The sequence below is a fragment of the Nocardioides sp. Z35_8 genome (assembly GCF_059621125.1).
In genome coordinates this window covers 386,296-410,629 of sequence record NZ_JCAQIE010000002.1, presented here as the reverse complement: position 1 = coordinate 410,629, position 24,334 = coordinate 386,296, and the positions used below count along the sequence as shown (strand labels likewise).

Here is a 24,334-nt window from a genome sequence, read left to right as displayed (position 1 = left end):
ACCCCGACATGACCGACGCGACCGCATCCCCGACCGGCCCGCTCTCCGACCTCCTGGTCGTCGACCTCACCCGCGCGCTCGCCGGCCCGCACGCCACCCAGATGCTCGGCGACCTCGGCGCGCGGGTGATCAAGGTCGAGGCGCCCGGCAGCGGCGACGACACCCGCGGCTGGGGACCGCCGTTCGTCGGCGAGCCCGACGCGCGCCAGTCGACCTACTTCCTCTGCACCAACCGCAACAAGGAGTCGATCGCGCTCGACCTCAAGGACGACGTCGACAAGGACGTGCTGGTCGGCCTCGTCGAGCGCGCCGACGTGCTGGTCGAGAACTTCCGCACCGGCGTGCTGGAGCGCCTCGGCCTCGGCATCGAGGAGCTGATGCGCCGCAACCCGCGGCTCGTGGTGCTCTCGATCACCGGCTTCGGCCACGACGGTCCCGAGGGAGGTCGCGCCGGCTACGACCAGATCGCCCAGGGTGAGGCGGGCCTGATGTCGCTCACCGGGTCGGGTCCCGACGACCCGCAGCGCGTCGGCGTGCCCATCGCCGACCTGCTGTCGGGGATGTACGGCGCCTACGGCGTGCTCGCCGCGCTCCACGAGCGCGAGCGCACCGGCAAGGGCACGGTCGTGCGTACGTCGCTGCTCGCGTCGGTCGTCGGGGTGCACGCCTTCCAGGGCACCCGCTGGACCGTGGCCGGCGAGGTCGGGCGCGCCCAGGGCAACCACCACCCCTCGATCGCCCCCTACGGCCTGTTCCACTGCCGTGACGGCGCGGTGCAGATCGCGCTGGGCAGCGAGGGGCTGTGGAAGCGGTTCTGCGAGGGCTTCGGGCTCGACCCCGAGGCCGAGGGGATGGCCACCAACGGCGAGCGGGTCGCCCGCCGCGAGGAGGTCATCGAGGTGGTCGAGCGGGCCTTCGCCGACTGGGACGCCGAGCCCCTGCTCGCCCGCCTCGCCGAGGTCGGCGTGCCGGCGGGCAAGGTGCGCACGCTCGACGAGGTCTACGCGTGGGACCAGGTCGCCAGCCAGGGACTGCTCGTCGACGTCGAGCACCCCACGCTCGGCGACATCACCCTGCCCGGCCCGCCGCTGCGGTTCTTCGACGCCGAGGGCACCGAGGTCACCCGGCGCGACCACGTCGCCCCGCCACTGCTCGACCAGCACGCCGACGAGATCCGCTCGTGGATCGGCGGGGGCGGCGCGTGACCGCGCGAAGGGGCCGAGTGGGCGCGTCCTGACCGCGCATCGGGGCCGAGTGGGCGCGTCCTGACCGCGCATCGGGGTCGAGTGGGCGCGTCCTGACCGCGCATCGGGGTCGAGTGGGCGCGTCCTGACCGCGGAGCACCTGTGCGACGATCCGGCATGACCTCCCCGGCTGAGCTGCTGACCCTGCCCGACGGACGACGGCTGGAGTACCTCACCGGCGGCGCCCCCGACGGCCTCGCGCTCGTCCACCACTCCGGCACCCCGAGTGCCGCGGTCGTCGACCCGTCCCTGTGGGACGCCGCCGGGCGAGCCGGCCTCCGGCTGGTCACGTGCTCACGCCCGGGATACGGCGCCTCCACCCCCCGGCCCGCGCCGGAGGGATGGCCGGTGCCGCTCGTCGCCGACGCCGACGACACCGCGGCCCTGCTCGACCACCTCGGGATCGACGAGTTCGTCACGCTCGGCCACTCCGGCGGCGGGCCGCGCGCCCTGGCGTGCGCGGCGACCATGCCGCAGCGGTGCCGGTCGGTGGCCCTCCTCGCGGGCGTCGCCCCGTTCGACGCCGCCGGGCTCGACTGGAGCGCCGGCATGGGTCCGGAGAACGTCCGCGACTTCGCGGCCGCGGCGTCCGGTCGCGAGGCCTACCTCCCGATCGCGACCGAGCAGGCCGCCGAGCTGGGCGCCGTGACGGCCGACGACATCGTCGCCGCCTTCGGTGGCCTGGTCGACGAGGTCGACGCCGCTGCCCTGACGGGCGGGTTCGCCGGGTACGTCGCCGCATCCTTCCGCCACGCCATGGCGCAGGGACCCGGTGGCATGGTGGAGGACACCCTGCAGATCGTGCGGCCGTGGGGCTTCGACGTCGCCGAGGTCACCGTGCCCACCTCGGTCTGGCAGGGCGCCCACGACAAGATGGTGCCCTTCGAGCACGGTCGCTGGCTCGCGGCCGCGATCCCCGGCGCACGGGCGCACCTGTTCGACGACGAGGGACACATCTCGCTGGTCGCGAGGTTCGAGGAGATCCTCGCCGACCTGCGCGACCTCGCGAGCGCCTGACGGCCCCGGCCCCTGACGGCCCGGCCCTCGGCCTGAGGGGAGGGTCAGCTGGCCTTCCTGGCCTGCTTCTTCGCCGCGGTCTTCTTGGTCGTGCTCTTCGTGGCGCTCGACTTCTTCGCCGCCGCCTTCTTGGCGGGCACCTTCTTGGCCGAGGGCTTCTTCGCGGCGCTCTTCCTCGCCGGCTTCTCGTCCTCGTCGGAATCGGCGTCAGAGGAGTCGGAGTCGTCGGACGAGGCGGCGTCCTCGCCGCGGGCGCTCTTGGCGGCGGCGACCGACTTCTGCAGCGCGGCCAGGAGGTCGACGACCTCGCCGGAGGTCTTGGTGGAGGTCTCGGTGCGCTTGATCTCCCCACCCTCGATCTTCGACTTCACGAGCGCCTCGACGGCGCCGGCGTAGTCGTCCTCGAACTCGGTGGCGTCGAAGTCGCCCGACAGCGTCTCGACGAGCATGTGGGCCATCTTGACCTCCTGCGGCTTGGCGTCGTCGACCTCGACCTTGAAGTCGGGGGTGCGCACCTCGTCGGGCCACATCATCGTCTGGAGCACGATGACCTCCCCGGCCTCGGTCTCGCGCACCCGCAGCACCGCGATGGTGGTGCGCTGGCGCAGCGCGACGGTCACCACCGCCATCCGGTCGGCGTCCTTGAGGGCCTGGCGCAGCAGGGCGTAGGGCTTGGCGCCGGCGCCCTCGGGCTCGAGGTAGTAGGACTTCTCGAACAGCAGTGGGTCGATCTGCTCGCGGGGCACGAACTTCTCCACCGCGATCTCCCGCGACGACGTCGAGGGCAGCTCGGCCATGTCGTCGTCGGTGAGGATGACCATCTCGCCGTCCTCGGTCTCGTAGCCCTTGGCGATGTCGGCGTAGGCCACCTCCTCGCCGTCGAGGGAGCAGACCCGCTGGTACTTGATCCGGCCGCCGTCCTTGGCGTGCACCTGCCGGAAGGACACGTCGTGGCTCTCCGTGGCGGCGTAGAGCTTGACCGGGACACTGACCAGGCCGAAGGAGACGGCACCCTTCCAGATCGCACGCATGCACCGACGATAGCCGCCGCCACGGACGGTCGTCTCCCCTCGCGGGGTGCCGCCCGCGCGCCCTGGTGCCAGACTGCACCCCGTGCGCCCGATGCTCGCCAGCAAGACCGACCGTGTGCCCGCGGGGGCCGAGTGGCTGCACGAGGTCAAGTGGGACGGCGTACGCGTGCTCGTCGACGTCCGCGACGGCGGCGTGCGGATGACCAGCCGCAACGACAACGACGTCACCCCGGCCTGGCCCGACCTGGCCGTCTCGCCGCTCGGCGACCGCGACGTCCTCGTCGACGGCGAGGTGATCGCCCTCAACGAGCGCGGCGTCCCCGACTTCCGGGTGCTCCAGCACCGCATGCACGTGCGCAACAGCCGGGAGGTGGCCCGCCTCGTCACGGCGGTGCCGGCCACGCTGATGGTCTTCGACCTCCTGCGCCTCGACGGCGACGACCTCACCTCCCGGCCGCTGGAGGAGAGGCGGGCACTGCTCGAAGGGCTGCCGCTGGCCGACTCGACGTGGCAGGTCCCGGCGTCGTACGACGACGGCGACATGCTCTTCGAGGCCACCCTGCAGCAGGGTCTGGAGGGGGTGGTGAGCAAGCGGCGCTCGTCGCGCTACCGCTTCGGCGCCCGCAGCGAGGACTGGCGCAAGCTCGCCCACCGCCACCGTGGCTCGTTCGTCGTCGGTGGCTGGCGCCCCCAGGTCGGCACGACCGACCGACTCGCGGCCCTGCTCGTCGGCGAGCAGACGCCCGACGGCCTGCTCTACCGCGGACGGGTGGGCAGCGGCATCGCCGGCGCCACCAGCGCGCGGCTCGCCGGCCTGCTCGCCCCGCTCGCGACCGGGACGTCGCCGTTCGCCGACGAGGTGCCGCGGGTCGACGCGGCCGGCACGTTCTGGGTGGAGCCGCGGGTCGTGGTGGACGTCGACACCCACGGGCTGGGCTACGACCGGCTGCGCCAGCCGTCGTTCCAGGGCGTGCGCGACGACGTGACGCCCGAGGACCTCTCCCGAGGGGAGCGGCAGGCGTGAGCGAGGTGCAGGTCGACGTGGAGGGCCGCACGCTCACCATCAGCAACCTCGACAAGGTGCTCTACCCGCGCACCGGCACGACGAAGGGGGAGGTGCTCAACTACTACGCGCAGGTCTCCCCGGTCCTGCTGCCGCACCTGCGCGACCGCGCCGTCACCCGCATCCGCTGGCCGCACGGCGTCGAGGGATCGAGCTTCTTCGAGAAGAACGCGCCCTCCCGCACGCCGTCGTGGGTGCGCACGCACGAGGTGCCGACCACGGGCTCGCGCTCGGGCAAGGGCGACGGCACCATCCGCTTCCCGATCTGCGACGACCTCGCCACCCTCACCTGGCTGGCCAACCTCGCCGCCCTCGAGCTGCACGTCCACCAGTGGACCGTCGACGCGAGGGGCCGGCCGCGCAACCCCGACCGGCTCGTCATCGACCTCGACCCCGGCGAGCCCGCTGGGCTCCACGAGTGCGCGCAGGTGGCGCTGCTGGTGCGCGACGCGCTGGCCGAGCGCGACCTCGGCTGCACGCCCGTCCTCAGCGGGAGCAAGGGGCTGCACCTCTACGCCCCGCTGCCCACCGGGCGCGGCAGTCTCGACAGCGACGGCACGACGGCCCTGGCCAAGGAGGTCGCCGAGGAGCTGATGAGGGAGCACCCCGAGCAGGTCACGAGCGTGATGACCAAGGCCAAGCGGCCGGGCAAGGTGTTCCTCGACTGGTCGCAGAACTCCGGCTCCAAGACGACCATCTCCCCCTACTCGCTGCGCGGCCGGGAGCGACCCACCGTCGCGGCGCCGCTGACCTGGGCGGAGGTCGAGGAGGGGGCCGCCGACGACCTCGCGCTCGAGCAGCTCTCGATGGACGAGGTGCTCCGCCGGGTCGCCGAGCTGGGCGACGTCTTCGAGGCCTGACACCCCCAGGGGTGAGGCGGACCACGGCCGTCCGATTCGCCCCACCGTTTGCTGGAAGCGCCTCTATGCTCTCGCCATGGCTCACGACGTGTTGGTGGTGGAGGACGAGGAAGACATCGCCGTCCCCCTCATGCGCACGCTCGAGCGTGAGGGCTACGAGGTCAACCGGGTGTCCGTGGGCTCCGAGGCCGTGTCGTTCGCGGTGGGCGCGGGGCCGGCGCTCGTGATCCTCGACCTGGGCCTGCCCGACATGGACGGCATCGACGTATGCCGCCAGATGCGCTCGGGCGGCTACCTCGGCGGCATCATCATGGTGACCGCCCGCGCCGGCGAGCTCGACCGCGTCGTCGGGCTCGACGTCGGTGCCGACGACTACCTCGCCAAGCCGTTCGGCCTCGCCGAGCTCCTCGCGCGGGTGCGGGCCCTGCTGCGCCGCAGCGGCGGCGCGCCGGCGCACGACGCCACGACCGTCACCACGTCCTCGGGCCTGCGCATCGACGCGGGCTCGCGCCGCGTGCACTTGGGCGAGCGCGAGATCGCGCTGACCGCCAAGGAGTTCGACGTCCTCGCCGTCCTCGCCACCCACCACGACAAGGTCGTGTCGCGGGAGACGCTGATGACCGAGGTGTGGGACCAGAACTGGTACGGCTCGACCAAGACCCTCGACGTCACGATCGGGCGCCTGCGCAGCAAGCTGGAGGCCGCCGCGGCCGGCGAGAAGGTCGTCGCGATCCGCGGGGTCGGCTTCCGCCTCGAGACCGGCACCTGACACCCCGGGCTAGCGTGGCAGGGTGCCCGACACCCCCCAGCACCACGACGTCCTGATCGTCGGCGGCGGCAACGCCGGCATCTCGCTCGCCGCCCGCCTGCTGCGTGACGGGGCCCCCGACGTCGCCGTGGTCGAGTCCCGCCCGGTGCACCGCTACCGCCCGCTCCTCAACTACGTCGGCGGTGGCGAGGCGACCATGGCGTCGCTCTCCCGCCCGGCGGATCGGGTCGTGCCCGAGGGTTGCACGGCGCTGCGCGACGAGGTCGTCGCGGTCGACCCGTCCGGGCCGTCGGTGGAGACCCGCTCGGGTCGCCGCCTCACCGGCACGACGCTGGTGGTGTGCCCCGGTCTCGACGAGGACTGGGACGCGACCCCGGGCCTGCGCGAGGCGTACGCCAGCGGGTGGGCGGCCTCGACGTTCGACGACGACACCGCCGCGGGGGTCTGGCCGGCGCTGCGCGGGGTGCGGTCGGGGCGCGTCGTGTTCACGGTCCCGCCCGAGCCGGCGCCGTGTGGCGCGACCGCGCTCAAGCCGCTCTTCATGGCCTGCGACCACTGGCGCCGTGCCGGCGTGCTGCACGACGTCGACGTCCACCTGGTGCTCCCCGGCCGCACGCCGCTGGGCCTCGACGGGCCGGACGCCAGCCTCGAGGCGGCGCTGGCGTCGTACGGCGTCACGGTCCACCGCGAGTCGCTGGTCACCGGGCTCCACGACGGCCGGGTCACGCTGGTCACGCCGACCGGGCCCGACCGGCTCGACGACGTCGCGTTCGCGCACGTCGTGCCGCACTACCGGGCGCCCGGCTGGGTGGCCGACTCCGGCCTCGCCGGGGGCCACCTCGCGGGCCTGGTCGACGTCGACCCGCTGACGATGCGGCACCGCCGCTTCCCCGACGTGTGGTCGCTCGGCGACGTCGCCGACCTGCGCACCCGGCCCTCGGGGGGAGCCCTGCGCAAGCAGGTCGCCGTGCTGGCGCCCAACCTCCTCGCCGCCCGCACCGGGGGGCCGATGGCGCACTACGACGGCTACACCGTCATGCCGATCACGACCGCGCGGCGCCGGCTCATGCTCGTCGAGGTGGACCGCGACGGCCGACCGCGGCCGAGCGTGCCGTTCCCCGACCTCACCGTGCCGCGGGCGGTGACCTGGTGGGTGGACCGGTACGCCCTTCCGCAGGTCTACTGGCGCCGCATCCTGCGCGGCCGCGTCTGAGGCGACGCGGCCGCGTGCCCGGGTCGCTCAGGCGTCCTGGTGGTCGTCCTCGACCGCCGCGCGGAGCTTGGCCTCCTCCTCGGCGGACAGGTTGGTCTCGATCAGCTCGCCGCGGATGCCCTCCTCGCGCAGGGAGCTGTGGACGCGGTCGATCACGGCGTCCGAGCTGAGCACGAAGAGCGCCGAGGTGCCCGGCGTGACCTTGGAGCGGACGTCCTTGATGAACTTGTCGTCGATGCCGATGTCGGTCAGGGCGCCGATGAGGGCGCCGGTGGCGGCGCCGACGGCGAGGCCGATCAGCGGGATGAAGAAGATGATCCCGAAGAGCAGGCCCCAGAACATCCCGCCCAACAGTCCCGGGCCCCACAGGTCGTTGGCCTGGCGCGTGCGGGGGCGCTTCTTCCCCTCGGGCCACGACACGGTGGCGGCGTCGAGCACCGTGATGAGCTCCTGGCGTTGGAGCTTGAACAACGCCTTCTCCGCCTGCTCGGCGCCTTCCGGGGTGTCGAACTTCCACACGGTCAAGGTGGCCATGTCTGCTCCTCCGAGTTCGGTCCAGTGAGTCGGCCACGGGTCGTGGTCGCGATCCCGACGCTATGTGCGGCCGACGGGGGGGAACAGGGGCCAACGACACGGGTCCCCGCGCGCTCGTGCGGAGGCGGTGCCGGTCGGGTGGCGTACGCGTCCCGGGGGCTGGTCGGGCCGGTGTCAGCCGGTGTCGGTGGCCGGGCGCGGCCGGCGTCCGGCACGGGCCGGGCCGGCGGTGCGAGCGGCGTGCGCGCACAGCAGGCCGCCGATGACGAACCACGGCTCGACGGCGACCAGGAGGTAGGGCGGCATGGGCCCGTCGGGCACCAGCAGGAGCAGGGACAGCAGCCCGATCGCGCCTCGGACGAGCAGCAGGACGGCCGTGACCTGCAGGACGCGGCGCCAGCCGGGGACGTGCGTACGAGGTCGCAGCGCGAGCCAGCCGCACAGGAGGGCGCCGAGCACCGAGGCGACGGTGACGCCCCAGTTGTAGGCGGAGAACCAGGTCGTTCCGAGCGCGGCGTCGGCGGCCCCGCTCTCGGCGCCGAGACCGCCACGGCCCCCGAACGCCCAGTAGAGGTGCGGCGCGGCGAACAGCAGCGCCCACAGCGCCAGCGCGCCGTGGGCCGTGCGGGCGGCCCGCTCGTCGACCGGCTGCGGGGCGGCGCCGGACCCGGCCGGTGTCGCGATGGGCTTCCTCGTCACTCGACCATGATCGCGACGGGGGTGCTCGCAGACCATCGATATTGCAGCCGCGGGGTCGGGGGCGGCGTCGCTAGCCCAGATCGTAGGACAGCCAGATGCGGTGCACCCCGGTGTCGTCCACGGTGATCCCGCCGGTCCCCGAGATCGCGCTGAGTTCGCCCGAGCCGCTGGACGGCACGATGGCGAGGTGCTCGGCGGTGCGGTCGGTGCCGGAGGTGCTGGCGGAGTGGACGAAGTTGAAGGCCCCGCTCCGCTCGCCCAGCGATCCCTCGAACGCCTCGACCGCGACGTAGGTGCCGACACCGGTCGTGTCGTCGAACACCGAGGTGAAGACGGTGGCGGAGCGGCCGGAGAGCTCACCGGCGAACTCCTTCAGCATCACCGCCACACCGATGGGCAGCCGCGCGGTGATCGCCGGCTCCGGACTGATCGAGGCGGGCTGGAACTCCGCCACAGTGAAGGTCGCTTCGGCACGCATCGCGCGAGACTAGTGCCGTGGCTGCCGGGCACGCACCTGCTTTCCGGGGGCTGGTGCGACGGGTCACCGCGATGCGGCGCCCCGCAGGACGACACGCCACCACCGGCGACGGGCGAGCCTCGTTCGTTCGGCGTGCTCGGCTGCGCGGATGTGGTCCTGCGCGATGGCGAGGAACATCTCGGGATAGGCATCTCGGAACGGCGGCATCAGGGGTACTCCTTCGGGTCGTCCGGATCCGCTGTCGCCGGAACCGGGTCTACTCGTCCGACGAGGACCGAGGCGCCACCATCGACAGACTGGTCGACGACCTGCCGATCCCACCCGGGTCCTGTCGATCGTGGCGCCGGCGGTTCGTCGTAGGAGTAGACAGACCCCGGAGAGAGCACGAGAGGACGCGCGCGATGGCGAAGTACATGATCCTGATCTACGGCGACCAGCAGCAGTGGGACGAGATGACGCCCGAGGAGCAAGAGGCTCTCTACGCGGCGCACGCGGCCTTCGCGGCGTCAGCGGGGCCCCGGATCCTCGACAGCGCCGAGCTCCAGCCCCCACCCATGTCGACGACGGTGCGCTCAGATGCCGGCGGTCGGATCGTCACGACGGACGGGCCCTTCCTCGAGACCAAGGAGGTCCTCGGCGGCTACTACGTCCTCGAGGCCGCCGACCTCGACGAGGTGCTCGCGCTGGTCCCCGGGCTGCACGAGGTGCATGCCCACCACAGCGGCGTCGAGATCCGCCCGCTGGTGGACCACGGATGAGCGGTGAGGTCCTCGCTGCGCTCGCTGACGCGCACCGCACCGACTGGGCCCGGATCCTCGCGACCACGGCCCGGGTGACGGGGGACCTCGGCCTCGCGGAGGAGTGCACGCAGGACGCCTACGCCCGCGCGCTGGAGACGTGGTCGCAGTCGGGCGTTCCGTCGCGGCCGGCCGCCTGGCTGACGCAGGTCGCCCGCAACCGGGCGCTCGACATCGTGCGGCGCGACTCCGTGTGGCGGCGTTCGCTGCCGCAGCTGGTGCAGAGCGCGTCGGTGCCGGGCCCGGAGGACGGTCTCGACGACGACCGGCTGCGGCTCATCTTCACCTGCTGCCACCCTGCGCTCGCTCGGGAGGCGCAGGTCGCGCTGACGCTGCGGCTGGTCTGCGGGATGTCCACCGTCGAGGTGGCCCGGGCCTTCCTCGTGCAGGAGTCGACGATGGCCGCGCGGATCACCCGGGCGAAGAAGAAGATCGCGGTGGCCGCGATCCCCTACCGGGTGCCGACCCCCGACCACCTGCCCGAACGCGTCGGAGCCGTCCTCGAGGTGGTGCACCTGATCTTCACCACCGGGCACACAGCACCCGTCGGGACCCAGCTCGTGCGTCACGACCTGGTCGACAACGCCATCGGTCTCGCCAGGTTGCTGCGCACGCTCATGCCGAACGACCCGGACGCCGCCGCCCTGCTCGCCCTCTTCCTCATCAACGACGCGCGGCGTGCGACACGGGTGGGACCCGAGGGCCGGCTCCGCGTCCTGTCCGAGCAGGATCGGTCGCAGTGGGACCGGGCCGCGATCGCGGAGGGCACGCGCCTGCTGAGCGCGGCGCTCCGGAGCGGCCCCCCGTCCCGCTACGCCCTGGAGGCAGCCGTGGCGGCGGTCCACGCCGAGGCGCCGACGTGGGAGGCGACGGACTGGGGGGAGATCGTCGACCTCTACGACGTCATGCTCCGCCGCTTCCCCTCCGCCGTCGTCGCGCTGAACCGTGCCGTGGCCGTCGGCCTCCGGGACGGCCCGCGAGCCGGGCTCGAGGCGCTCCGGCCGCTGATGGACGAGCCGGCACTGGCGACGTACGGCGGATACCTCAGCGCCGCGCGGGCCCACTTCCTCCTGCGCCTCGGCAGCCACCGGAAGGCGCTCGAGGCGTACGAGGAGGCGTTGGCGCTCACCGACAACGAGGCGGAGCGTCGATTCCTCGCCGGGCGGCTCGAGGAGGCGCGGCACGGCCCCACGACCGCGCAGGACCGGTGACGACCCGGTCCGCGACGACCTTTCGGGCCGCGGTCAAGTCCTAGGGTTCGTCAGCAGACGCCGATGAGTTCCACAGCGGCGAGCCGATCCTGGTCGTGGCGTGCAAGGCGTGGGTGAACGCCGGACCGGGCAACGACCTCGTCATCGCCGAGGCCGAGTCCGGCGACCGCGACGGCGCTGAGATGGGCACCCCCGGAGTGCGGCACGTACCGCGCGGTCGTGAACGGCGGCCGGGGCGACGACACGATCAAGGGCACCCCGGGGGACGACCACCTGGACGGCGACCGCGGCCGCGACGCCACCGACGGCCGCGGCGGGCGCGACACCTGCGACGCCGAGCGCCGGGTGCGATGCGACCGTCGCACCTGACTGGCACGGCCCTCTGCCCGTACGCAGCCAGGGACGCTGTGCGGACCGGGTGGTCAGGATGACCGCCGAGCGGCCCTCCATTCGTCGAACGCCTCGCGCGACGTCCTGGTCGGGGTGTACCCGAACACCGCCTTCAGGCGCGTGTTGTCGAGCACCGGGCGATACTGCAGGAACCGCGTCTGCTCCGGTCCGTACGGGGAGAGGCCGACTCGCGACGCCACGGCGAGCGCGCCCCGCAGGACCGGCTCGGGGACGGTCAGCACCGGCTTGCCGAGCAGTCCGGCGATCTCGGTGATCGTCAGCGCGCCGTCGCCCGCGACGTTGAAGACGCCGGTGACCGACCCGGTCACGGCCCGCTGGATGATCGCGACGACGTCCTCGTCCCAGATGAACACGAACGGCGACTCCGACCCGCGGATCCGCAGCAGCCGCCTGCGCTCGAACAGCGCGGTGATCTGGTTGTCGACCGACCGCCCGAGGATGGTGCCGATGCGCAGCACGACCTGCTCCAGGGAGGGGTAGGACGCGAGCATCTCCTCGACCAGCCGCTTGTGGTGGCTGTAGGCGAACTCCTCGTTGCCGCGGACGGGCTGGTCCTCGGTGATCCAGGCCGGGTTGTCCGCGTGGTAGCCGTACGCGGCCCCGCTGGAGGAGACGACCACGCGCCGCACCCCGGCGGCGACACAGGCGTCGAGGACGTGGCGCGTCCCGGTGACGTCGACGGCGTGCTCGAGCTCGCGGGTGGAGCCCGGGCCGGGGGTGACGATCGACGCGAGGTGGACGACCACCTCCGGCCGCTCGGCCGAGATGACCTGCGAGACCTGCTCCGCCGAGGTCACGTCCATGACCACGCTCGGTGGCCGCAGGTCGGTGCTCACCACCTCGTGTCCGGCCGCGGCCAGCCCGCGCACGACCGACGAGCCGAGGAACCCGCCGCCTCCGGTGACCAGGACCTTCATGCGGTCACCTCCGCCGAGGTCGTGGCGGGTGCCGTGCCGCGGACCCGCCGCCAGGCGACGGCGACGGTGAGCCCGGCGATGATGTCCCAGATGCCCCACCAGGCCGCGACCAGCGCCATGCCCCCGAGGCCGTCGAAGTAGGTGAACACCAGCAGCAGACCGAGCCCGGCGTTGCGGATGCCGACCTCGAAGGTCATCGCCCGGACGCTGCCGTCGGGCAGGCGGGCGCCCTTGCCGACGGCGTACCCGAGCGCCAGGGCGAGCGCGTCGTGCAGGAACACCGCGATCAGCACGACCCCGATGTAGTCGACGAAGACGTCCCAGTTGTTGGCGACGCCGATGACGATGATCCCGGCCAGCGCGACGTAGGACAGCGGCCCGACGATGCGGTGCCCGACCGCCGCGATCCGGGGCCACAGCCGGGCGATGGTGATGCCGAGGGCGAAGGGGACCCCGATGACCAGCCCCACCTCGACGAGCATGTCGCTCGCCGAGAGCGAGATGTCCTCGAGGATCGCCTTGCCCGTGGGGTGCAGGCCGCCCCAGAACGCGACGTTGAGCGGCATCAGGAAGATCGCGAGCACGTTGCCGACCGCGGTCATCGACACCGACAGCGCGACGTCGCCGCCGGAGCGGTGGGTGAGGATGTTCGAGACGTTCCCCGGCGGGCAGCAGGCCACGAGGATCAGCCCGAGTGCGAGCGAGGCGCGCAGGTCGAGCACCAGCGTGAGCAGGAAGGTGATCGCCGGCAGGGCGAGGAACTGGACGAGCACGCCGACGGTGATAGCGAACGGGCGCCTGAGCGCGACCGCGAAGTCCTCGAGCCTCGTGTCCAGCGCGATACCGAAGAGGATCGCGCCGATGACGATCTTCAACGTCGTCAGCGAGCCCTCCTCGAAGACGATCCTGATGGTGTCGACGTCGGTGGCCATGGGGGTCATGCCTGGAGCCTCTCGATCTCGGCGCGCACCGCGGAGCGGTAGGCGTCCTTGTTGACGTAGTAGGACATCCGCTCCAGTCCGAGGTAGCGGTATCCGCCCGAGAGGTCCGGCCGGGGCCCGCCGACGCGGGCCTCGAAGTCGCGTGCGGCGGCCGGGTTGTCGCTGCGCGCGCGCAGGTACGCCGCCACGAGCTCGGCCTGCTCGTAGCGTCCCTGCCAGCCGATGCCGGAGGCCTCGATCATGCCGAGCACGAAGAGGTCGGGGTCCTCCTGCGTGAAGATGTTGAGGTAGAGGTCCGGCGCGCTCCCTCGGCCCTTCCAGCGCAGCAGCGCGGGGTCCAGGAACGGGTAGTGCAGGTGGTAGCCGGTGGCCAGCACGATCACGTCGTACGCGCTCGTGCTGCCGTCGACGAACTCGACCTCCCCTCCGGCGAACCGGCGGACGTCCGGCCGGACGGCCAGGTCGCCGTGGCCGAGGTGGTGCAGCACCAGCGAGTTCACGATCGGGTGCGACTCGTAGATCTTGTAGTCGGGCCTGGGGAAGCCGAACTTCACCGGGTCACCGGTGAACAGCTTGAGCACGCGGGAGTCGATCGCCTGCTTGATCCGCGGCGGCAGCGGCCTGCCCTGGTTGAGGGTGTCCGCGGGCTTGCCGAACAGGTACTTCGGGACGAAGTAGTAGCCGCGCCGCACCGACATGTCCACCGAGGCCGCGTGGTGGACCGCGTCGACGGCGATGTCGCACCCGGAGTTGCCGGCGCCGATGATCAGCACCCGCTTGCCCGCGAGCACCGTAGGCGACTTGTAGGCGCTGGTGTGGAACATCTCGCCGTCGAAGGATCCCGCGAACGCCGGCACCGACGGCTCGCTGAGCGTCCCGTTGGCGGCGATCACGCCGGCGTGGCGGCGTTCGACGGTCCCCGCCGGACCCGTGGAGACCACCGTCCAGGAGCCGTCGCCGGTCGGCCGCGCGGAGACGACCTCGGTGCCGAACGCGAAGCCGTCGGTCAGCGAGTAGGTCTCGGCGAAGTCGCGGAAGTAGCCGAGCAGCTCGCGGTGCGAGGGGTAGTCGGCGACGTCGGCGCGCATCGGGTGCTCGGCGAACTGCGTGGTGGTCTTCGACGAGATCAGGTGCGCGGACTCGTAGACGGTGCTCCGCGGCCCGCCGATGTCCCAGAGTCCGCCGACGCCGGACGCCAGCTCGTAGCCCGACCAGGGGATGCCGGCCTTCTGGAGGTTACGGGCGGCGGCCAGGCCCGAGGGGCCGGCCCCGATCACGGCGTAGGTGTCGCGGGTGTCGTGGGTCACGCCGGGCATGATGTCGGCATGCGCCCCGTGCTCGCCACTCCGGGGCGACACGCGCACCCTCCACGCCGACAGCCCGCGTGAGGGGCTGCTCTCCACAGATTGGTCCAGACCTCTGTTTTGCGCCCGCTCGGTGCGGGTAGTTTTCGAGTGCCGGCAACCTTCTCGGGATGGGGGCACCACCATGACGCTGGCGCGTCCAGACACCGCAGACAACAGCATGGTCGAGGCCCTCGACGCCCGCGTGCGCGAGCAGGTGCGGCGCGAGGGTGTCGACCCGCAGCGCGAGCCGGCCGTCGTGCGCCGCATCGCCGAGGACGTGGTGCGCGCCCACGACGAGCTCAGCCTCACCGGAGCGGTGGCCCCGATCGCCGACGACGGTGCGGTGGTCGGCGAGCTGGTCGCCCGGCTCTCCGGCTTCGGCCCGCTCCAGCCCTATCTCGACGACCCCGAGGTGGAGGAGGTGTGGATCAACGACCCCAGCCGGGTCTTCATCGCCCGCCGCGGCCGCCACGAGCTCACCAACCTGCGCCTCGACGCCGCGCAGGTCGACGAGCTCGTCGAGCGGATGCTGAAGTCGAGCGGGCGCCGCCTGGACATCTCCACCCCCTTCGTCGACGCGATGCTGCCCGAGGGCCACCGCCTCCACGTCGTGCTGGAGGGCATCGCGCGCGGGTTCACCTCGGTCAAGACGGCCAATGAAATACCCACTACTGTTTGACGGTGGCCCGCACCCGCATCCGCGCCGTTCCAGAGCGCCCTGCCTTTTACGCTCGGATCTCCCAGGATCGCACCGGTCTGTCCGCCGGAGTGAACGATCAAATCGCGCAAGGCAAGGAGCGCCTGACTGAAGCCGGCTGGGGTGAGCCGGTGATCTACGAGGATAACGACATCTCGGCAAGGTCAGGGAAGACGCGGCCCGGATTCGAGCGGATGCTCGCCGACATCGAGTCGGGCGCCGTGGATGGGTTGGCTGCGCGCCACCTCGATCGACTCTTGCGTCGGGTCACGGACTTGGAGCGTGTACTCGACGTGATCGAGTCGCAGCACAGGCCCATCCCCGTTCTGCTCGTCGAGAGTTCCGAGATCGACCTATCGTCCGCCTCCGGACGTCTACTCGCTCGAATCCTTGCTTCTGTGGCTGCAAATGAGTCGGAGATCAAGAGCGAGCGTGTGGTCGCGGCACGCTGGCGCGAGGCGCACGCAGGCAAAGCGCATGGCCATCTCGGGTATGGCTACGACGCCGATCAGTTCATCGTGACCAGGGAAGCGGAGATCGTCCAGGAAGTCGCGCGGCGCATCATCGACGGACAGTCGCTTCGATCCATTGCGATCGACCTGAACGCTCGTCGCGTGCCTACACCCGGTGCCGGTCGTTGGGACGCACGGCGAGTTCGGAAAGTCGTCGAGCGAGGTGAGCGCCGAGACCTCATTGACCTCGTCGAAGCTGCCCGCTCGTCGGAGGCCATGTCACCCGCCGACGTCGCGCGCGCCATCAATCGGGCAGGTGCTCCTACAAAATGGACCGCCACACGCGTGCGGGGTCATGGGTGGTCCGAACATCTGGAAGCCGAAGATCACGGTCTGGACGACGCGATGATTGCCGTACTGCTGCGTGAAGCCGGCGTTCCGGCTGACGACACGTTGTGGCGAGCAGCGAACCTCGGCCAGATGATCCAGCGCGGCAGCCTGTGCGGTTGGCGCGAGTTCTCGCCTGGTGGCCGTGGCGGGGGCGGAGAGTTGGTCGCCGAGGGTGACTGGTCGCCGATCCTGCCCAAAGAAACGATCGAGACGATCCGGAGCATCATGAACCGACCGGGGGTGCGGGGGCCGGAACCGAAGTACCTGCTGACCGGGGTCCTGCTCTGTGGGAAATGTGAGTCCCCGATGGGCGGGAGCCCGGATGGCCGCGGTGCGTGGCGGTATCAGTGCTCAAAGCAGCCGGGCCTGCGAGGACGGTGCGGCGGCCTGACAGTTGCGGGACACCCCGTGGACGTGGTGGTGACGCAGCTGGTCGTGGACACGCTCGCCGACGCGGACATTCGCGCGGGCGTGAAGCGCAAGACGCAGGCGACCGGAGATATCGCTTGGGCCGAGGAAGAACTTGGCAAGGTGAGGAGGTTGCGGGACGAGTACGCCGAGGAGGCGGGCGACGGAGCCATCACACGTGAGCAACTTCGGTCCATCAGCAAGCGCCTACTGGAACGGCAGCGGGCCGCCGAGAAGATCCTCGGCGCATGGTCACCGTCTGCCTCGCTCGTGCTTCGCAATGTGCCGACTCGAAGATCAGAGCTCGAAGCATGGTGGGGCGAGGTCGGCCTGGCTGAGCGTCGCAGAACCGTTCAAGCCCTGATCGAAAGCATCACCGTGTCGCCGTCGACGAGCGGGCGCGGCGGAAGGTTCGACGAATCGCGCTTGGGTGAACCAGTCTGGAAATTGTGACGGCTCAGGCCGCGGTGTTCGCGTTGCGGTGGGCCTGAGATCGTTCAGTGGCGGATGCCATCAGGGCGGCGAGCAGGTTACGAGACGCCGGGTCGGAGATGACCTCGGGGAGGCCCTGCTTGACGCGGGCCTTGCGTGCGCGCACGGAGAAGTCGTTCTTCATGTCGTCCAGTGTGCGTTTGGGGACCGACAGAGGGGAGGGGTTCCTGGTCATGGTCCGTCCCTGTGCCAGGGGCTTTATAGGCAGCGGCAGCCTCTGCCCCGTCAGCTCGCTCGGGACCGGTTCTTGAAGGCCGAGAACGCTACGACGGGACATTCCGCAACTGCCAAAGCATCCGGCAGTCCAGACGGTTGTTGGCTCGAGTCCAACCGGAGGAGCCAACGAAACCCCCTCTGGCCTGCAGAACAGGCTGGAGGGGCTTCTTCTTTCGCTGGGGAGTGGCGTTGGGTACGAACTGGGGCACTAGTGCGTGTGGCGGTGGCGGAGTGTCGACCAACCCGCTGGTGGGTCGTTGGCGGCGTCGCCCTGGTCGAGAAGTCTCCTTGGCGAGCGCTTGCGGCGTCGATGACGGCGGGGCGACATCCATTGGCCACGAGGCGCAGCGCCCGAGATGCGGCGCCAGTCTCGCGCTGTGGGAGCGCGCGCCGGTCAGCCTCACGGCGGCGGCGTCTGCCGCGAGTCAGCAGCGCGCTCGACATCTCGGAATGTCACTTTCCTGATACGTCGCCTGTGTAAAGTTCCTGATACACGTACAGCTGGATCGAGGAATGGGCGGGCATGGCAGAACCGACGGCAGGGACCACGACCGCCACGACGGCACGCATCGTCTGGGACACGGCAGACAAGTTCCTGCGCAATGTGGTGGACGAGGAAGACTACGGCGACTTCATCCTTCCGTTCACGGTCCTTCGTCGCCTGGAGTGCATGCTCGCCGGCACCAAGGACGAGGTCACCAAGTTCGTCGCCTCGCTGGGTGACCTGCCTCCGCACCTGATCGACATTGCGGTCAAGGACAAGTTCAAGCTCAGCTTTTACAACGTCTCGTCGCTCGACCTCAAGACCATCGCCTCGGTCGACGACAACGTCGAGAAGTCCCTGAAGGCTTACATTGACGGGTTCTCGAACAACATCGCGGACATTTGGATCGCGTTCGACTTCACCCGGCGCGCGAAGATCCTCGCCGACACCAACCGCCTGCATGCCGTGGTCAAACACTTCTCGGTGCTGGACCTGTCGCCCGGCAGCCTCGCCAACACCGCCATGGGCGACGTCTTCGAGGACGTCATGTACCGCGCCTTCAACAAGAAGGGCAAGGCGGCCGGCAACTTCTACACTCCACGCGACGCGATCAAGCTGATGGTCGACATCCTGATCACCAACGATGACGAGACCCTCGCGGGAGACAGTGCGCTGCGTTCGATCTACGACCCCACGGCGGGATCCGGTGGCATGCTGCTCGTCGCACAAGAAGCCCTGCGGCGGACGAACGAGAAGATCGATGTCACGCTCTACGGCCAGGAGCTCATGCCCTCGGCGTTCGGCCTCGGGAAGGCGGACTTGCTTATCCAGGGCGGACGGCCGGACGCCATCAAGCAAGGCAACACCCTTGACGAGGACCTCTACGAGGGCCAGACGTTCGACTACGTCCTGTCCAATCCGCCGTTTGGCACCGACTGGTCGGCAGACGAGAAGTCAGTGCGTGAACAGGCCAAAGCGCCGGATTCGCGCTTCAGTCACGGACTCCCGAGCACCGCTGACGGTCAGATGCTCTTTCTGGCGCACTGCGCCTCGAAGCTCACCCCCGCATCCAGGAACGGCCAGGGCGGCCGCGCGGCGGTTGTCTCCAACGCCTCGCCGCTCTTCGCTGCTGACAAGGGTCCCAGCTCGATCCGCCAATGGTTGCTCGAAGAGGATGTCATCGACGCGATCGTCGCCTTGCCTGCTGACATGTTTTATGGCACCGGCATCGCGACGTACGTCTGGTTCCTAGACACGAACAAGGACCGTGAGCGCAAGGGCAAGATTCAGCTCATCGACGGCTCTGGCCAGTGGGCGCTGCTTCGCAGGCCCATGGGTGAAAAGCGTCGGGAAATGCATCAGCAGCACCGCGAGACCTTGGTTAAGGCGTACGAGGCCTTCGAGCACGCTGACCCTGCGATCTCACGGGTCCTGACCCCTGAGGACTTCATGTTCCGCGATGTGCCAGTCTTCAAGCAGGCGCGACTCGCAACTAGCTTCAGCGAAGAGGCCGTCGACATTCTTCTGAGCCGCAAGGACTTCGTCGAGGGTCACGTGGCAGTGCTGAAGTCGCTCGATGGCACCCCGTGGAACGACCTGCCGAAGACCCTCCCCGCAGCAGCCAAGGCGGCGGGCCTAAAGGCCCCGATGGGCCTGATCGACGCCGTCATGGCTGCGATGGCTGCACCCGATGAATCAGCGCCTCCGGCGGTCGATCGCCGTGGAAGGCCGGTCGTCGCCGATGGTTGGAAGCTAACCGAACGGGTCCCGATGACCGAGGACGTTGCAGAGCACATGGAGCGCGAGGTGCTGCCGTTCGCTCCGGACGTCCGCTGGGACGCGACCAAGGCCAAGCAAGGCAACGAGATCCCGTTCAAGCGGTTCTTTTACACGGCCAAGGAGCCACGCGCACTTACCGAGATCGACGCAGACGTTTCGCGGATCATGGGCGAGCTCGCTGCCATGTTTGCGGAGGTACACGAGTCGTGAGCTCGGTAGCGGGTTGGAGATCGGTGCCCTTCTGGTCCCTCTATCGGCGCGACAAGAAGACGGGCTTCCCAGCCGAGGAGCTCTTGTCGGTGTACCGCGATTACGGCGTCATCAGAAAATCGGACCGGAGTGACAACTGGAACCGCGCGGGCGAGGACATGTCTGCCTATCAGCTCGTCGAACCTGGGGATCTGGTTCTGAACAAAATGAAGACGTGGCAGGGATCGCTGGGCGTCTCCTCCCTCCGGGGGATCGTCTCTCCGGCGTACTTCGTCTACAAGCCGCGAACCGACGACGATCCGCGCTTCCTGCACTACACGTTGCGGTCGATGCACCACGTCGGCTTTTACGCCAGCATCTCGAAGGGCATTCGGCCGAATCAGTGGGATCTGCAGCCCGAGATGCTCGACTCCATGCGCGTCTTCCTGCCCGACGTCGACACCCAGCGCGAGATCGCGAACAGCCTGGAGAAGGTCGACAGCATGATCGCGAGCCTCGATGAGCTGGCTGACGTTCTTCGGCAGCGGACCACGGACACCGCGGCAGTCTTCGGGCTGACCGCCGAGCACTCCAGCCACCTCGAGGACGCGCGCTCGCCGCTGAATGGGATCCCGGAGCACTGGGGGCGCACCAAGTTCGGTTACGACTTTTTCGAGAGCACGGAGCGGAACGGTGACGACCCGCCCGGTCCACTGCTCTCGATCTCGGAGTACCGAGGCGTCGAGCTGAACACCCGCACCGACGGACAGCAGGCTTCGTCGGACGTCGCGCATTACCGGGTGGTTCGACCGAGCCAGCTGGCCGCCAACATGATGTGGCTCAACCACGGTGGGCTTGGGGTGTCGTCCCTGACCGGCTACATCAGCCCGGACTACAAGGCTTTCCGGATTTCCCCGCGGTTCTATCCCCGCTACGTCCATCACCTGTTGCGCAGCCCACGCTACGTCGACTACTTCGAGACGATCGGCACCGGCGTCCGGCCGAACGCGCAGCGGGTCACGAAGACAGCGCTCGACATGACGCCAGTGCCCATGCCGCCGATGGAGGAGCAAAGGCGGATCGGAGATCACCTCGACGGGGTGTCAGCCAAAGTCAATCGCATGCAGGAGAAGTTGTTGACGCTTCGCAGGCTGCTGATCGAACGGCGAGGAGCGCTGATTACAAACATTCTGACTGACCAAGGGATAGCCGCATGAGCCACGCGCAGTTGCTGGAACTCGAGTTCGAAACGAATCTTTGCGAAGAGCTGTCTGGGCGCGGCTGGCTGTACGAAGGCGACGGCAGGCCGATCGGCTGGGACGTAAACCTGGCTCTGGTCCCGGCTGACGTCCTTCACTGGCTGAGTACCCAGTACCCCGACGAGTACGAGAAGGCGGTGCCGGCGGACCTGATCAACGGCCAGAGGACCGACGCCGAGAAGAAGTTGCTCATGCACGTGACCAAGGAGCTCGCCAAGGCCACCAAGATGGACGCCACCACAGGGCATCCCGTCGGCGGGCTGCTTGGCGTGCTGCGGAAGGGATTCAACTACGCCCAGGTGGGCCGCCCCGCAGCGAGGTTCGGCCCGATGATGGAGTTCCCGCCTGCGAACCCCAACCTCACTGAGGTGCTAGAAGCAGCCGAATCCGTGCGGCTGCGCATCATGCGCCAAGTGCGATTTGACTCCACGAGCGGCGAGACCCTCGACGTCGTGCTGACCGCCAACGGCATCCCCGTGGTGACAATGGAGTTGAAGACCGACAACACCCAGACGGTGAATCACGCAATCCGCCAGTACAAGGAAGATCGGAAGCCCGGGAAGAACCGCCCGCTGCTCGCACCGGGCCGTGCACTGGTCCACTTTGCGGTCTCGAACGACCTGGTCTACATGACGACGAAGCTCGAGGGCGGGGACTCCGTGTTCCTGCCCTTCAACCAGGGCAACGACGGCCACGAGGGCAACCCGCCGTCGGCAACAGGATCGTCAACTGACTATCTGTGGCGGGAGATCCTCGCTCGCCCCATGTTCATGCGCATCCTTAAGGATTTCGCGCTGTTCGAGCCAAGCAAGTCCGGTAGGAAGGACGAAGGCCGGCTGGTTTTTCCCCGCTTCCACCAGCTGCGGGCCGTCGAGCGCGTCGTGGCGGATATTGAGGCCAATGGCACGGGCGAGCGCTATCTGATCTGGCACTCAGCCGGCTCGGGCAAAACCAAGACAATCGCCTGGCTCAGCCACCGGCTGATTCGCCACATGAGCGCCGACTCGAAATCAACGTTCGACTCCGTCATCGTCGTCACTGACCGCACGGTCCTTGACGAGAACATCCGCGACGACATGAACCTCGTTCAGTCCAGCAAGGGGCTGGTCTTCACCGTCGGCGAGAAATCCGGGGCGAAGTCGCCACAGCTGAAGAAGGCGCTGATCGAGGGCGACCACATCATCACCTGCACCCTTCAGACCTTCCCTGAGGTGATGAAGTTGATCGAGGACACCCAGGAGTTGCGCGGGCGGTCCTGGGCCGTGGTTGCTGACGAGGCGCACTCGTCGCAGTCCGGATCCGCCGCGCGGCAGCTCAAGGAGCTACTGGCGGACGTCGAGTTCGATGAGGACGAGGACGACGTCAGCGCCGATGATCTGCTCCAGGCGAAGGACTCTGCCATCGCGGCGTCCAGCAACATCACGTTCGTGGCGTTGACGGCGACCCCGAAGGGGAAGACGATCCGGCTGTTCGGCACCGAGAATGACGGCCGTTGGGAGGCCTTCGACACCTACACGATGGCCCAGGCGATCGAGGAGGGCTTCATCCTCGACGTGCTCACCAACTATTCGACCTACGACATGTTCCTGCGCGTGAAGAACGCGATCGAGGCCGACGACGACGGTACCGAGATTCAGGTCAACACCGGTGAAGCCGTCTCCAAAATCGTCCGGTATGCGCGCCTGCACCCAACGGCGATCGCGCAGAAAGTCCGGGTTGTCGTCGAACACTTCCGCCGGAATGTTATGCACACGCTTGGCGGTGAGGCGAAGGCGATGGTCGTCACCAGCTCCCGTATGGAGGCGCTCAACTGGTCGAAGAAGATGGACGATTACATCGCTTCGCAGGGCTACGACGACATGAGCACGCTCGTCGCGTTCTCCGGCTCCCTTACCGACGAGACCGGTGACAGCGTCACCGAGGTCTCACACAACGGTCGCAGTGACGTCGCCACGGCGTTCCGCGAAGAGGGCGTTTACAAGGTCCTCATCGTCGCCAACAAGTTCCAGACTGGATTCGATGAACCGCGCCTTGTGGCGATGTACGTCGACAAGAAGCTCACTGGCGTTGCCACCGTCCAGACCCTTTCAAGGCTGAATCGGATCTATCCGGGCAAGACTGCGCCGATGGTCGTCGACTTCCGCAACACGCCGGCGGGCGTACAGAAGGACTTCAAGCTCTACTACTCGGACGCGCACGTGGACGGAGACGTTGACCCGAACGCGTTGTACACCCTGGGCGAGCGGTTGGACACGGCAGGGCTCTACACGCAGGACCAGATGGACGCGGTGGCTGACGCCTTCCTAGCCGATGCCGGGGGAGAGGCGATCGCCAAGGCCCTCGCCCCCATCAAGAACAGCTGGACCGGCCAGTGGAGGCAGGCGAGGCTGTCGAAGGACAAGGCCCAGCGTGAAGCTCTGAGGCAGTTCCGTGCCGACGTGCTGGGCTACCGAAACGCCTGGCAGTTCCTGAGCCAGATCGTCGACTACCAGGACGCCGAACTGCATCGCCGCGCGATCCTCACGACGCTGCTTGCTCGCAACCTTCGCGTCGACGGCAACGACTACGACGACAGCTACCTTGAGGGGGTCCAACTCTCGGGCGTGAAACTGGTGCCGTCGGCCATCAACGAGGACCACTCGCTCAGCGAAGGGAGCAGCGCCGGGATCGACCTCCCTGAGTTCGAGGGTGAACGCCGTTCGGGGGCCACTCCCGCGCGCGGCCCGCTGGACGAGGCCATCGACCGCGTCAACGAGATGTTCAAGGCCAAGGGCATCGACGTGAACCCTGGCAGTGTGTCCGGCTTCATCACGACCTTCTGGGGCTTCCTCGACGCGAACGACGAAGCCGTGGCCATGGCGAAGAACAACACCGTCGCCCAACTCAAGGCGTCCGAGGGATTCAGTAGCGCGGTGGGACTGGCTGTCCTGAAGACCTGTCAGGAGTCGCAGGAGATCCAGTCATACATGACCGACCCTGCCTTCATCGCCGAGATCTCGAACATCGCTGCGGACGCGTTGCATTCCCGGCACAGCGGGGCCTCAACGGAGGCGTCGGGCTCATGAGCGCGGAGGATCCTGGGCGTCCGTTATTCGGCGAGATCATCCGCGAAGCCCGCAAGAAGCGGGGGTGGTCGCAGGAGGAGCTCGGTCAGAAGTCGGGATTGTCTCGCCCGACGATCGCGCGGGTCGAAGCGGACAGCGACGTCACGACCGCGACTATCGGTAAGGTGGCCCGAGCACTGGGCCTTACACTCAAACTTACCGAGCCCGGTTAGGCACCTGCTCGTCACCTCAGCCTTCGCATCACCGCCGTGGTCGTCTGGTTCGGGCATCTTCCCGGTCAGGCATCTGCGCATCGTCCGCGCCGGGCCTCTTGGGCGACTCGTCCTCCCTGATGTCGCAACGGAGGCAGGGTGCACACCGGGAAGTTGCCTT

At 69.2% G+C, this 24,334-nt stretch carries 24 protein-coding genes; 15 read left to right on the top strand and 9 right to left on the bottom strand.

The window, feature by feature from the left end:
• Positions 1 to 8 precede the first annotated feature (8 nt).
• A complete protein-coding gene (locus AC54T2_RS13730; protein ID WP_496666452.1) occupies positions 9 to 1,205 on the top strand; it encodes a CaiB/BaiF CoA transferase family protein in 1,197 nt (398 codons plus the stop codon).
• A gap of 156 nt (positions 1,206 to 1,361) precedes the next feature.
• Positions 1,362 to 2,261, top strand: a complete 900-nt coding sequence (locus AC54T2_RS13725; RefSeq protein WP_186340626.1) for an alpha/beta fold hydrolase — start codon at positions 1,362 to 1,364, stop codon at positions 2,259 to 2,261.
• Between the two features lie 44 nt (positions 2,262 to 2,305).
• Here the strand turns inward: AC54T2_RS13725 and ku are convergent, their stop codons facing one another.
• Positions 2,306 to 3,292, bottom strand: coding sequence for a non-homologous end joining protein Ku (ku, locus tag AC54T2_RS13720; RefSeq protein WP_496666451.1), 987 nt, complete (start codon positions 3,290 to 3,292; stop codon positions 2,306 to 2,308).
• 91 nt (positions 3,293 to 3,383) lie between these two features.
• Here ku and ligD (AC54T2_RS13715) point away from each other — a divergent pair, with 91 nt between their 5' ends.
• From ligD (AC54T2_RS13715) to AC54T2_RS13700, 4 genes are all read left to right on the top strand, one after another.
• Positions 3,384 to 4,316, top strand: a complete 933-nt coding sequence (gene ligD / locus AC54T2_RS13715) for a non-homologous end-joining DNA ligase (RefSeq protein WP_496666535.1) — start codon at positions 3,384 to 3,386, stop codon at positions 4,314 to 4,316.
• Positions 4,313 to 5,215, top strand: a complete 903-nt coding sequence (gene ligD / locus AC54T2_RS13710; protein WP_496666450.1) for a non-homologous end-joining DNA ligase — start codon at positions 4,313 to 4,315, stop codon at positions 5,213 to 5,215. The genes ligD (AC54T2_RS13715) and ligD (AC54T2_RS13710) overlap by 4 nt, the downstream gene beginning before the upstream one ends.
• 76 nt (positions 5,216 to 5,291) lie before the next feature.
• Positions 5,292 to 5,984 carry a response regulator transcription factor gene (locus AC54T2_RS13705; RefSeq protein ID WP_186340629.1) on the top strand — a complete coding sequence of 231 codons (693 nt, stop codon included), beginning with the start codon at positions 5,292 to 5,294 and terminating at the stop codon, positions 5,982 to 5,984.
• Positions 5,985 to 6,006: 22 nt separating this feature from the next.
• A complete protein-coding gene (locus tag AC54T2_RS13700; protein ID WP_496666449.1) occupies positions 6,007 to 7,197 on the top strand; it encodes an NAD(P)/FAD-dependent oxidoreductase in 1,191 nt (396 codons plus the stop codon).
• A 27-nt stretch (positions 7,198 to 7,224) separates the two neighbouring features.
• Here AC54T2_RS13700 and AC54T2_RS13695 read toward each other — a convergent pair whose 3' ends face one another.
• The 4 genes from AC54T2_RS13695 to AC54T2_RS13680 all read right to left on the bottom strand — a co-directional run bounded on the left by AC54T2_RS13695 (position 7,225) and on the right by AC54T2_RS13680 (position 9,115).
• The gene (locus AC54T2_RS13695; protein ID WP_186340631.1) at positions 7,225 to 7,731 is read right to left on the bottom strand and encodes a DUF1269 domain-containing protein; all 507 of its coding nucleotides are present in this window, start codon (positions 7,729 to 7,731) and stop codon (positions 7,225 to 7,227) included.
• A gap of 174 nt (positions 7,732 to 7,905) precedes the next feature.
• Positions 7,906 to 8,430 (bottom strand): DUF3995 domain-containing protein, encoded by a 525-nt coding sequence (locus AC54T2_RS13690; protein ID WP_496666448.1) that lies wholly within the window; start codon positions 8,428 to 8,430, stop codon positions 7,906 to 7,908.
• 70 nt (positions 8,431 to 8,500) lie between these two features.
• Positions 8,501 to 8,908 carry a DUF3224 domain-containing protein gene (locus AC54T2_RS13685; protein WP_186340633.1) on the bottom strand — a complete coding sequence of 136 codons (408 nt, stop codon included), beginning with the start codon at positions 8,906 to 8,908 and terminating at the stop codon, positions 8,501 to 8,503.
• A gap of 63 nt (positions 8,909 to 8,971) precedes the next feature.
• Entirely contained in the window at positions 8,972 to 9,115 is a 144-nt protein-coding gene (locus tag AC54T2_RS13680; RefSeq protein ID WP_496666447.1) for a hypothetical protein, read from the bottom strand.
• Positions 9,116 to 9,309: 194 nt separating this feature from the next.
• On the opposite strand from AC54T2_RS13680, the gene AC54T2_RS13675 reads away from it, so the two are divergent.
• The 3 genes from AC54T2_RS13675 (at position 9,310) to AC54T2_RS13665 (ending at position 11,285) form a co-directional block, all read left to right on the top strand.
• Positions 9,310 to 9,666: a YciI family protein gene (locus AC54T2_RS13675; RefSeq protein ID WP_496666446.1), complete on the top strand. Its 357-nt coding sequence runs from the start codon at positions 9,310 to 9,312 to the stop codon at positions 9,664 to 9,666.
• Positions 9,663 to 10,916 carry an RNA polymerase sigma factor gene (locus tag AC54T2_RS13670; RefSeq protein WP_496666445.1) on the top strand — a complete coding sequence of 418 codons (1,254 nt, stop codon included), beginning with the start codon at positions 9,663 to 9,665 and terminating at the stop codon, positions 10,914 to 10,916. The genes AC54T2_RS13675 and AC54T2_RS13670 overlap by 4 nt, the downstream gene beginning before the upstream one ends.
• Before the next feature lie 219 nt (positions 10,917 to 11,135).
• Positions 11,136 to 11,285 (top strand): hypothetical protein, encoded by a 150-nt coding sequence (locus AC54T2_RS13665; RefSeq protein WP_496666444.1) that lies wholly within the window; start codon positions 11,136 to 11,138, stop codon positions 11,283 to 11,285.
• Between the two features lie 53 nt (positions 11,286 to 11,338).
• On the opposite strand, the gene AC54T2_RS13660 is transcribed toward AC54T2_RS13665, so the two are convergent.
• From AC54T2_RS13660 to AC54T2_RS13650, 3 genes are read right to left on the bottom strand one after another with little or no spacing between them, the layout of a single operon-like run.
• Complete coding sequence (locus tag AC54T2_RS13660; RefSeq protein ID WP_186340637.1) at positions 11,339 to 12,244, bottom strand: NAD-dependent epimerase/dehydratase family protein; 906 nt, start codon at positions 12,242 to 12,244, stop codon at positions 11,339 to 11,341.
• Positions 12,241 to 13,185, bottom strand: coding sequence for a bile acid:sodium symporter family protein (locus AC54T2_RS13655; protein WP_186340638.1), 945 nt, complete (start codon positions 13,183 to 13,185; stop codon positions 12,241 to 12,243). The genes AC54T2_RS13660 and AC54T2_RS13655 overlap by 4 nt, the downstream gene beginning before the upstream one ends.
• Positions 13,182 to 14,492, bottom strand: a complete 1,311-nt coding sequence (locus tag AC54T2_RS13650; protein ID WP_496666443.1) for a flavin-containing monooxygenase — start codon at positions 14,490 to 14,492, stop codon at positions 13,182 to 13,184. The genes AC54T2_RS13655 and AC54T2_RS13650 overlap by 4 nt, the downstream gene beginning before the upstream one ends.
• Before the next feature lie 181 nt (positions 14,493 to 14,673).
• Between AC54T2_RS13650 and AC54T2_RS13645 the strand changes: the two genes are divergently transcribed.
• Both AC54T2_RS13645 and AC54T2_RS13640 read left to right on the top strand, forming a co-directional pair.
• Positions 14,674 to 15,210, top strand: a complete 537-nt coding sequence (locus AC54T2_RS13645) for a hypothetical protein (RefSeq protein ID WP_496666442.1) — start codon at positions 14,674 to 14,676, stop codon at positions 15,208 to 15,210.
• A gap of 2 nt (positions 15,211 to 15,212) precedes the next feature.
• The gene (locus tag AC54T2_RS13640) at positions 15,213 to 16,931 is read left to right on the top strand and encodes a recombinase family protein (protein ID WP_496666441.1); all 1,719 of its coding nucleotides are present in this window, start codon (positions 15,213 to 15,215) and stop codon (positions 16,929 to 16,931) included.
• Positions 16,932 to 16,935: 4 nt separating this feature from the next.
• On the opposite strand, the gene AC54T2_RS13635 is transcribed toward AC54T2_RS13640, so the two are convergent.
• Positions 16,936 to 17,094 carry a hypothetical protein gene (locus AC54T2_RS13635; protein ID WP_496666440.1) on the bottom strand — a complete coding sequence of 53 codons (159 nt, stop codon included), beginning with the start codon at positions 17,092 to 17,094 and terminating at the stop codon, positions 16,936 to 16,938.
• A 615-nt stretch (positions 17,095 to 17,709) separates the two neighbouring features.
• Between AC54T2_RS13635 and AC54T2_RS13630 the strand changes: the two genes are divergently transcribed.
• The 4 genes from AC54T2_RS13630 to AC54T2_RS13615 are packed head-to-tail and all read left to right on the top strand — an operon-like array spanning position 17,710 to position 24,174.
• Positions 17,710 to 19,659 (top strand): type I restriction-modification system subunit M, encoded by a 1,950-nt coding sequence (locus AC54T2_RS13630; RefSeq protein ID WP_496666439.1) that lies wholly within the window; start codon positions 17,710 to 17,712, stop codon positions 19,657 to 19,659.
• Positions 19,660 to 19,682: 23 nt separating this feature from the next.
• Positions 19,683 to 20,855: a restriction endonuclease subunit S gene (locus AC54T2_RS13625; RefSeq protein WP_496666438.1), complete on the top strand. Its 1,173-nt coding sequence runs from the start codon at positions 19,683 to 19,685 to the stop codon at positions 20,853 to 20,855.
• Positions 20,852 to 23,962, top strand: coding sequence for a type I restriction endonuclease subunit R (locus AC54T2_RS13620; protein WP_496666437.1), 3,111 nt, complete (start codon positions 20,852 to 20,854; stop codon positions 23,960 to 23,962). The genes AC54T2_RS13625 and AC54T2_RS13620 overlap by 4 nt, the downstream gene beginning before the upstream one ends.
• Positions 23,959 to 24,174 (top strand): helix-turn-helix domain-containing protein, encoded by a 216-nt coding sequence (locus AC54T2_RS13615; RefSeq protein ID WP_496666436.1) that lies wholly within the window; start codon positions 23,959 to 23,961, stop codon positions 24,172 to 24,174. Before AC54T2_RS13620 ends, AC54T2_RS13615 begins: the two co-directional genes overlap by 4 nt.
• The last annotated feature ends 160 nt before the right edge of the window (positions 24,175 to 24,334 follow it).

What these genes read in the sequence shown, in the direction of transcription:
- AC54T2_RS13730 (WP_496666452.1), top strand. Translation starts at nt 9, where the DNA reads ATGACCGACGCGACCGCATCCCCGACCGGCCCGCTCTCCGACCTCCTG.
- AC54T2_RS13725 (WP_186340626.1), top strand. Translation starts at nt 1,362, where the DNA reads ATGACCTCCCCGGCTGAGCTGCTGACCCTGCCCGACGGACGACGGCTG.
- ku (WP_496666451.1), bottom strand. Translation starts at nt 3,292, where the DNA reads ATGCGTGCGATCTGGAAGGGTGCCGTCTCCTTCGGCCTGGTCAGTGTC.
- ligD (WP_496666535.1), top strand. Translation starts at nt 3,384, where the DNA reads ATGCTCGCCAGCAAGACCGACCGTGTGCCCGCGGGGGCCGAGTGGCTG.
- AC54T2_RS13705 (WP_186340629.1), top strand. Translation starts at nt 5,292, where the DNA reads ATGGCTCACGACGTGTTGGTGGTGGAGGACGAGGAAGACATCGCCGTC.
- AC54T2_RS13695 (WP_186340631.1), bottom strand. Translation starts at nt 7,731, where the DNA reads ATGGCCACCTTGACCGTGTGGAAGTTCGACACCCCGGAAGGCGCCGAG.
- AC54T2_RS13685 (WP_186340633.1), bottom strand. Translation starts at nt 8,908, where the DNA reads ATGCGTGCCGAAGCGACCTTCACTGTGGCGGAGTTCCAGCCCGCCTCG.
- AC54T2_RS13680 (WP_496666447.1), bottom strand. Translation starts at nt 9,115, where the DNA reads ATGCCGCCGTTCCGAGATGCCTATCCCGAGATGTTCCTCGCCATCGCG.
- AC54T2_RS13675 (WP_496666446.1), top strand. Translation starts at nt 9,310, where the DNA reads ATGGCGAAGTACATGATCCTGATCTACGGCGACCAGCAGCAGTGGGAC.
- AC54T2_RS13670 (WP_496666445.1), top strand. Translation starts at nt 9,663, where the DNA reads ATGAGCGGTGAGGTCCTCGCTGCGCTCGCTGACGCGCACCGCACCGAC.
- AC54T2_RS13660 (WP_186340637.1), bottom strand. Translation starts at nt 12,244, where the DNA reads ATGAAGGTCCTGGTCACCGGAGGCGGCGGGTTCCTCGGCTCGTCGGTC.
- AC54T2_RS13655 (WP_186340638.1), bottom strand. Translation starts at nt 13,185, where the DNA reads ATGACCCCCATGGCCACCGACGTCGACACCATCAGGATCGTCTTCGAG.
- AC54T2_RS13645 (WP_496666442.1), top strand. Translation starts at nt 14,674, where the DNA reads ATGACGCTGGCGCGTCCAGACACCGCAGACAACAGCATGGTCGAGGCC.
- AC54T2_RS13635 (WP_496666440.1), bottom strand. Translation starts at nt 17,094, where the DNA reads ATGAAGAACGACTTCTCCGTGCGCGCACGCAAGGCCCGCGTCAAGCAG.
- AC54T2_RS13630 (WP_496666439.1), top strand. Translation starts at nt 17,710, where the DNA reads ATGGCAGAACCGACGGCAGGGACCACGACCGCCACGACGGCACGCATC.
- AC54T2_RS13620 (WP_496666437.1), top strand. Translation starts at nt 20,852, where the DNA reads ATGAGCCACGCGCAGTTGCTGGAACTCGAGTTCGAAACGAATCTTTGC.
- AC54T2_RS13615 (WP_496666436.1), top strand. Translation starts at nt 23,959, where the DNA reads ATGAGCGCGGAGGATCCTGGGCGTCCGTTATTCGGCGAGATCATCCGC.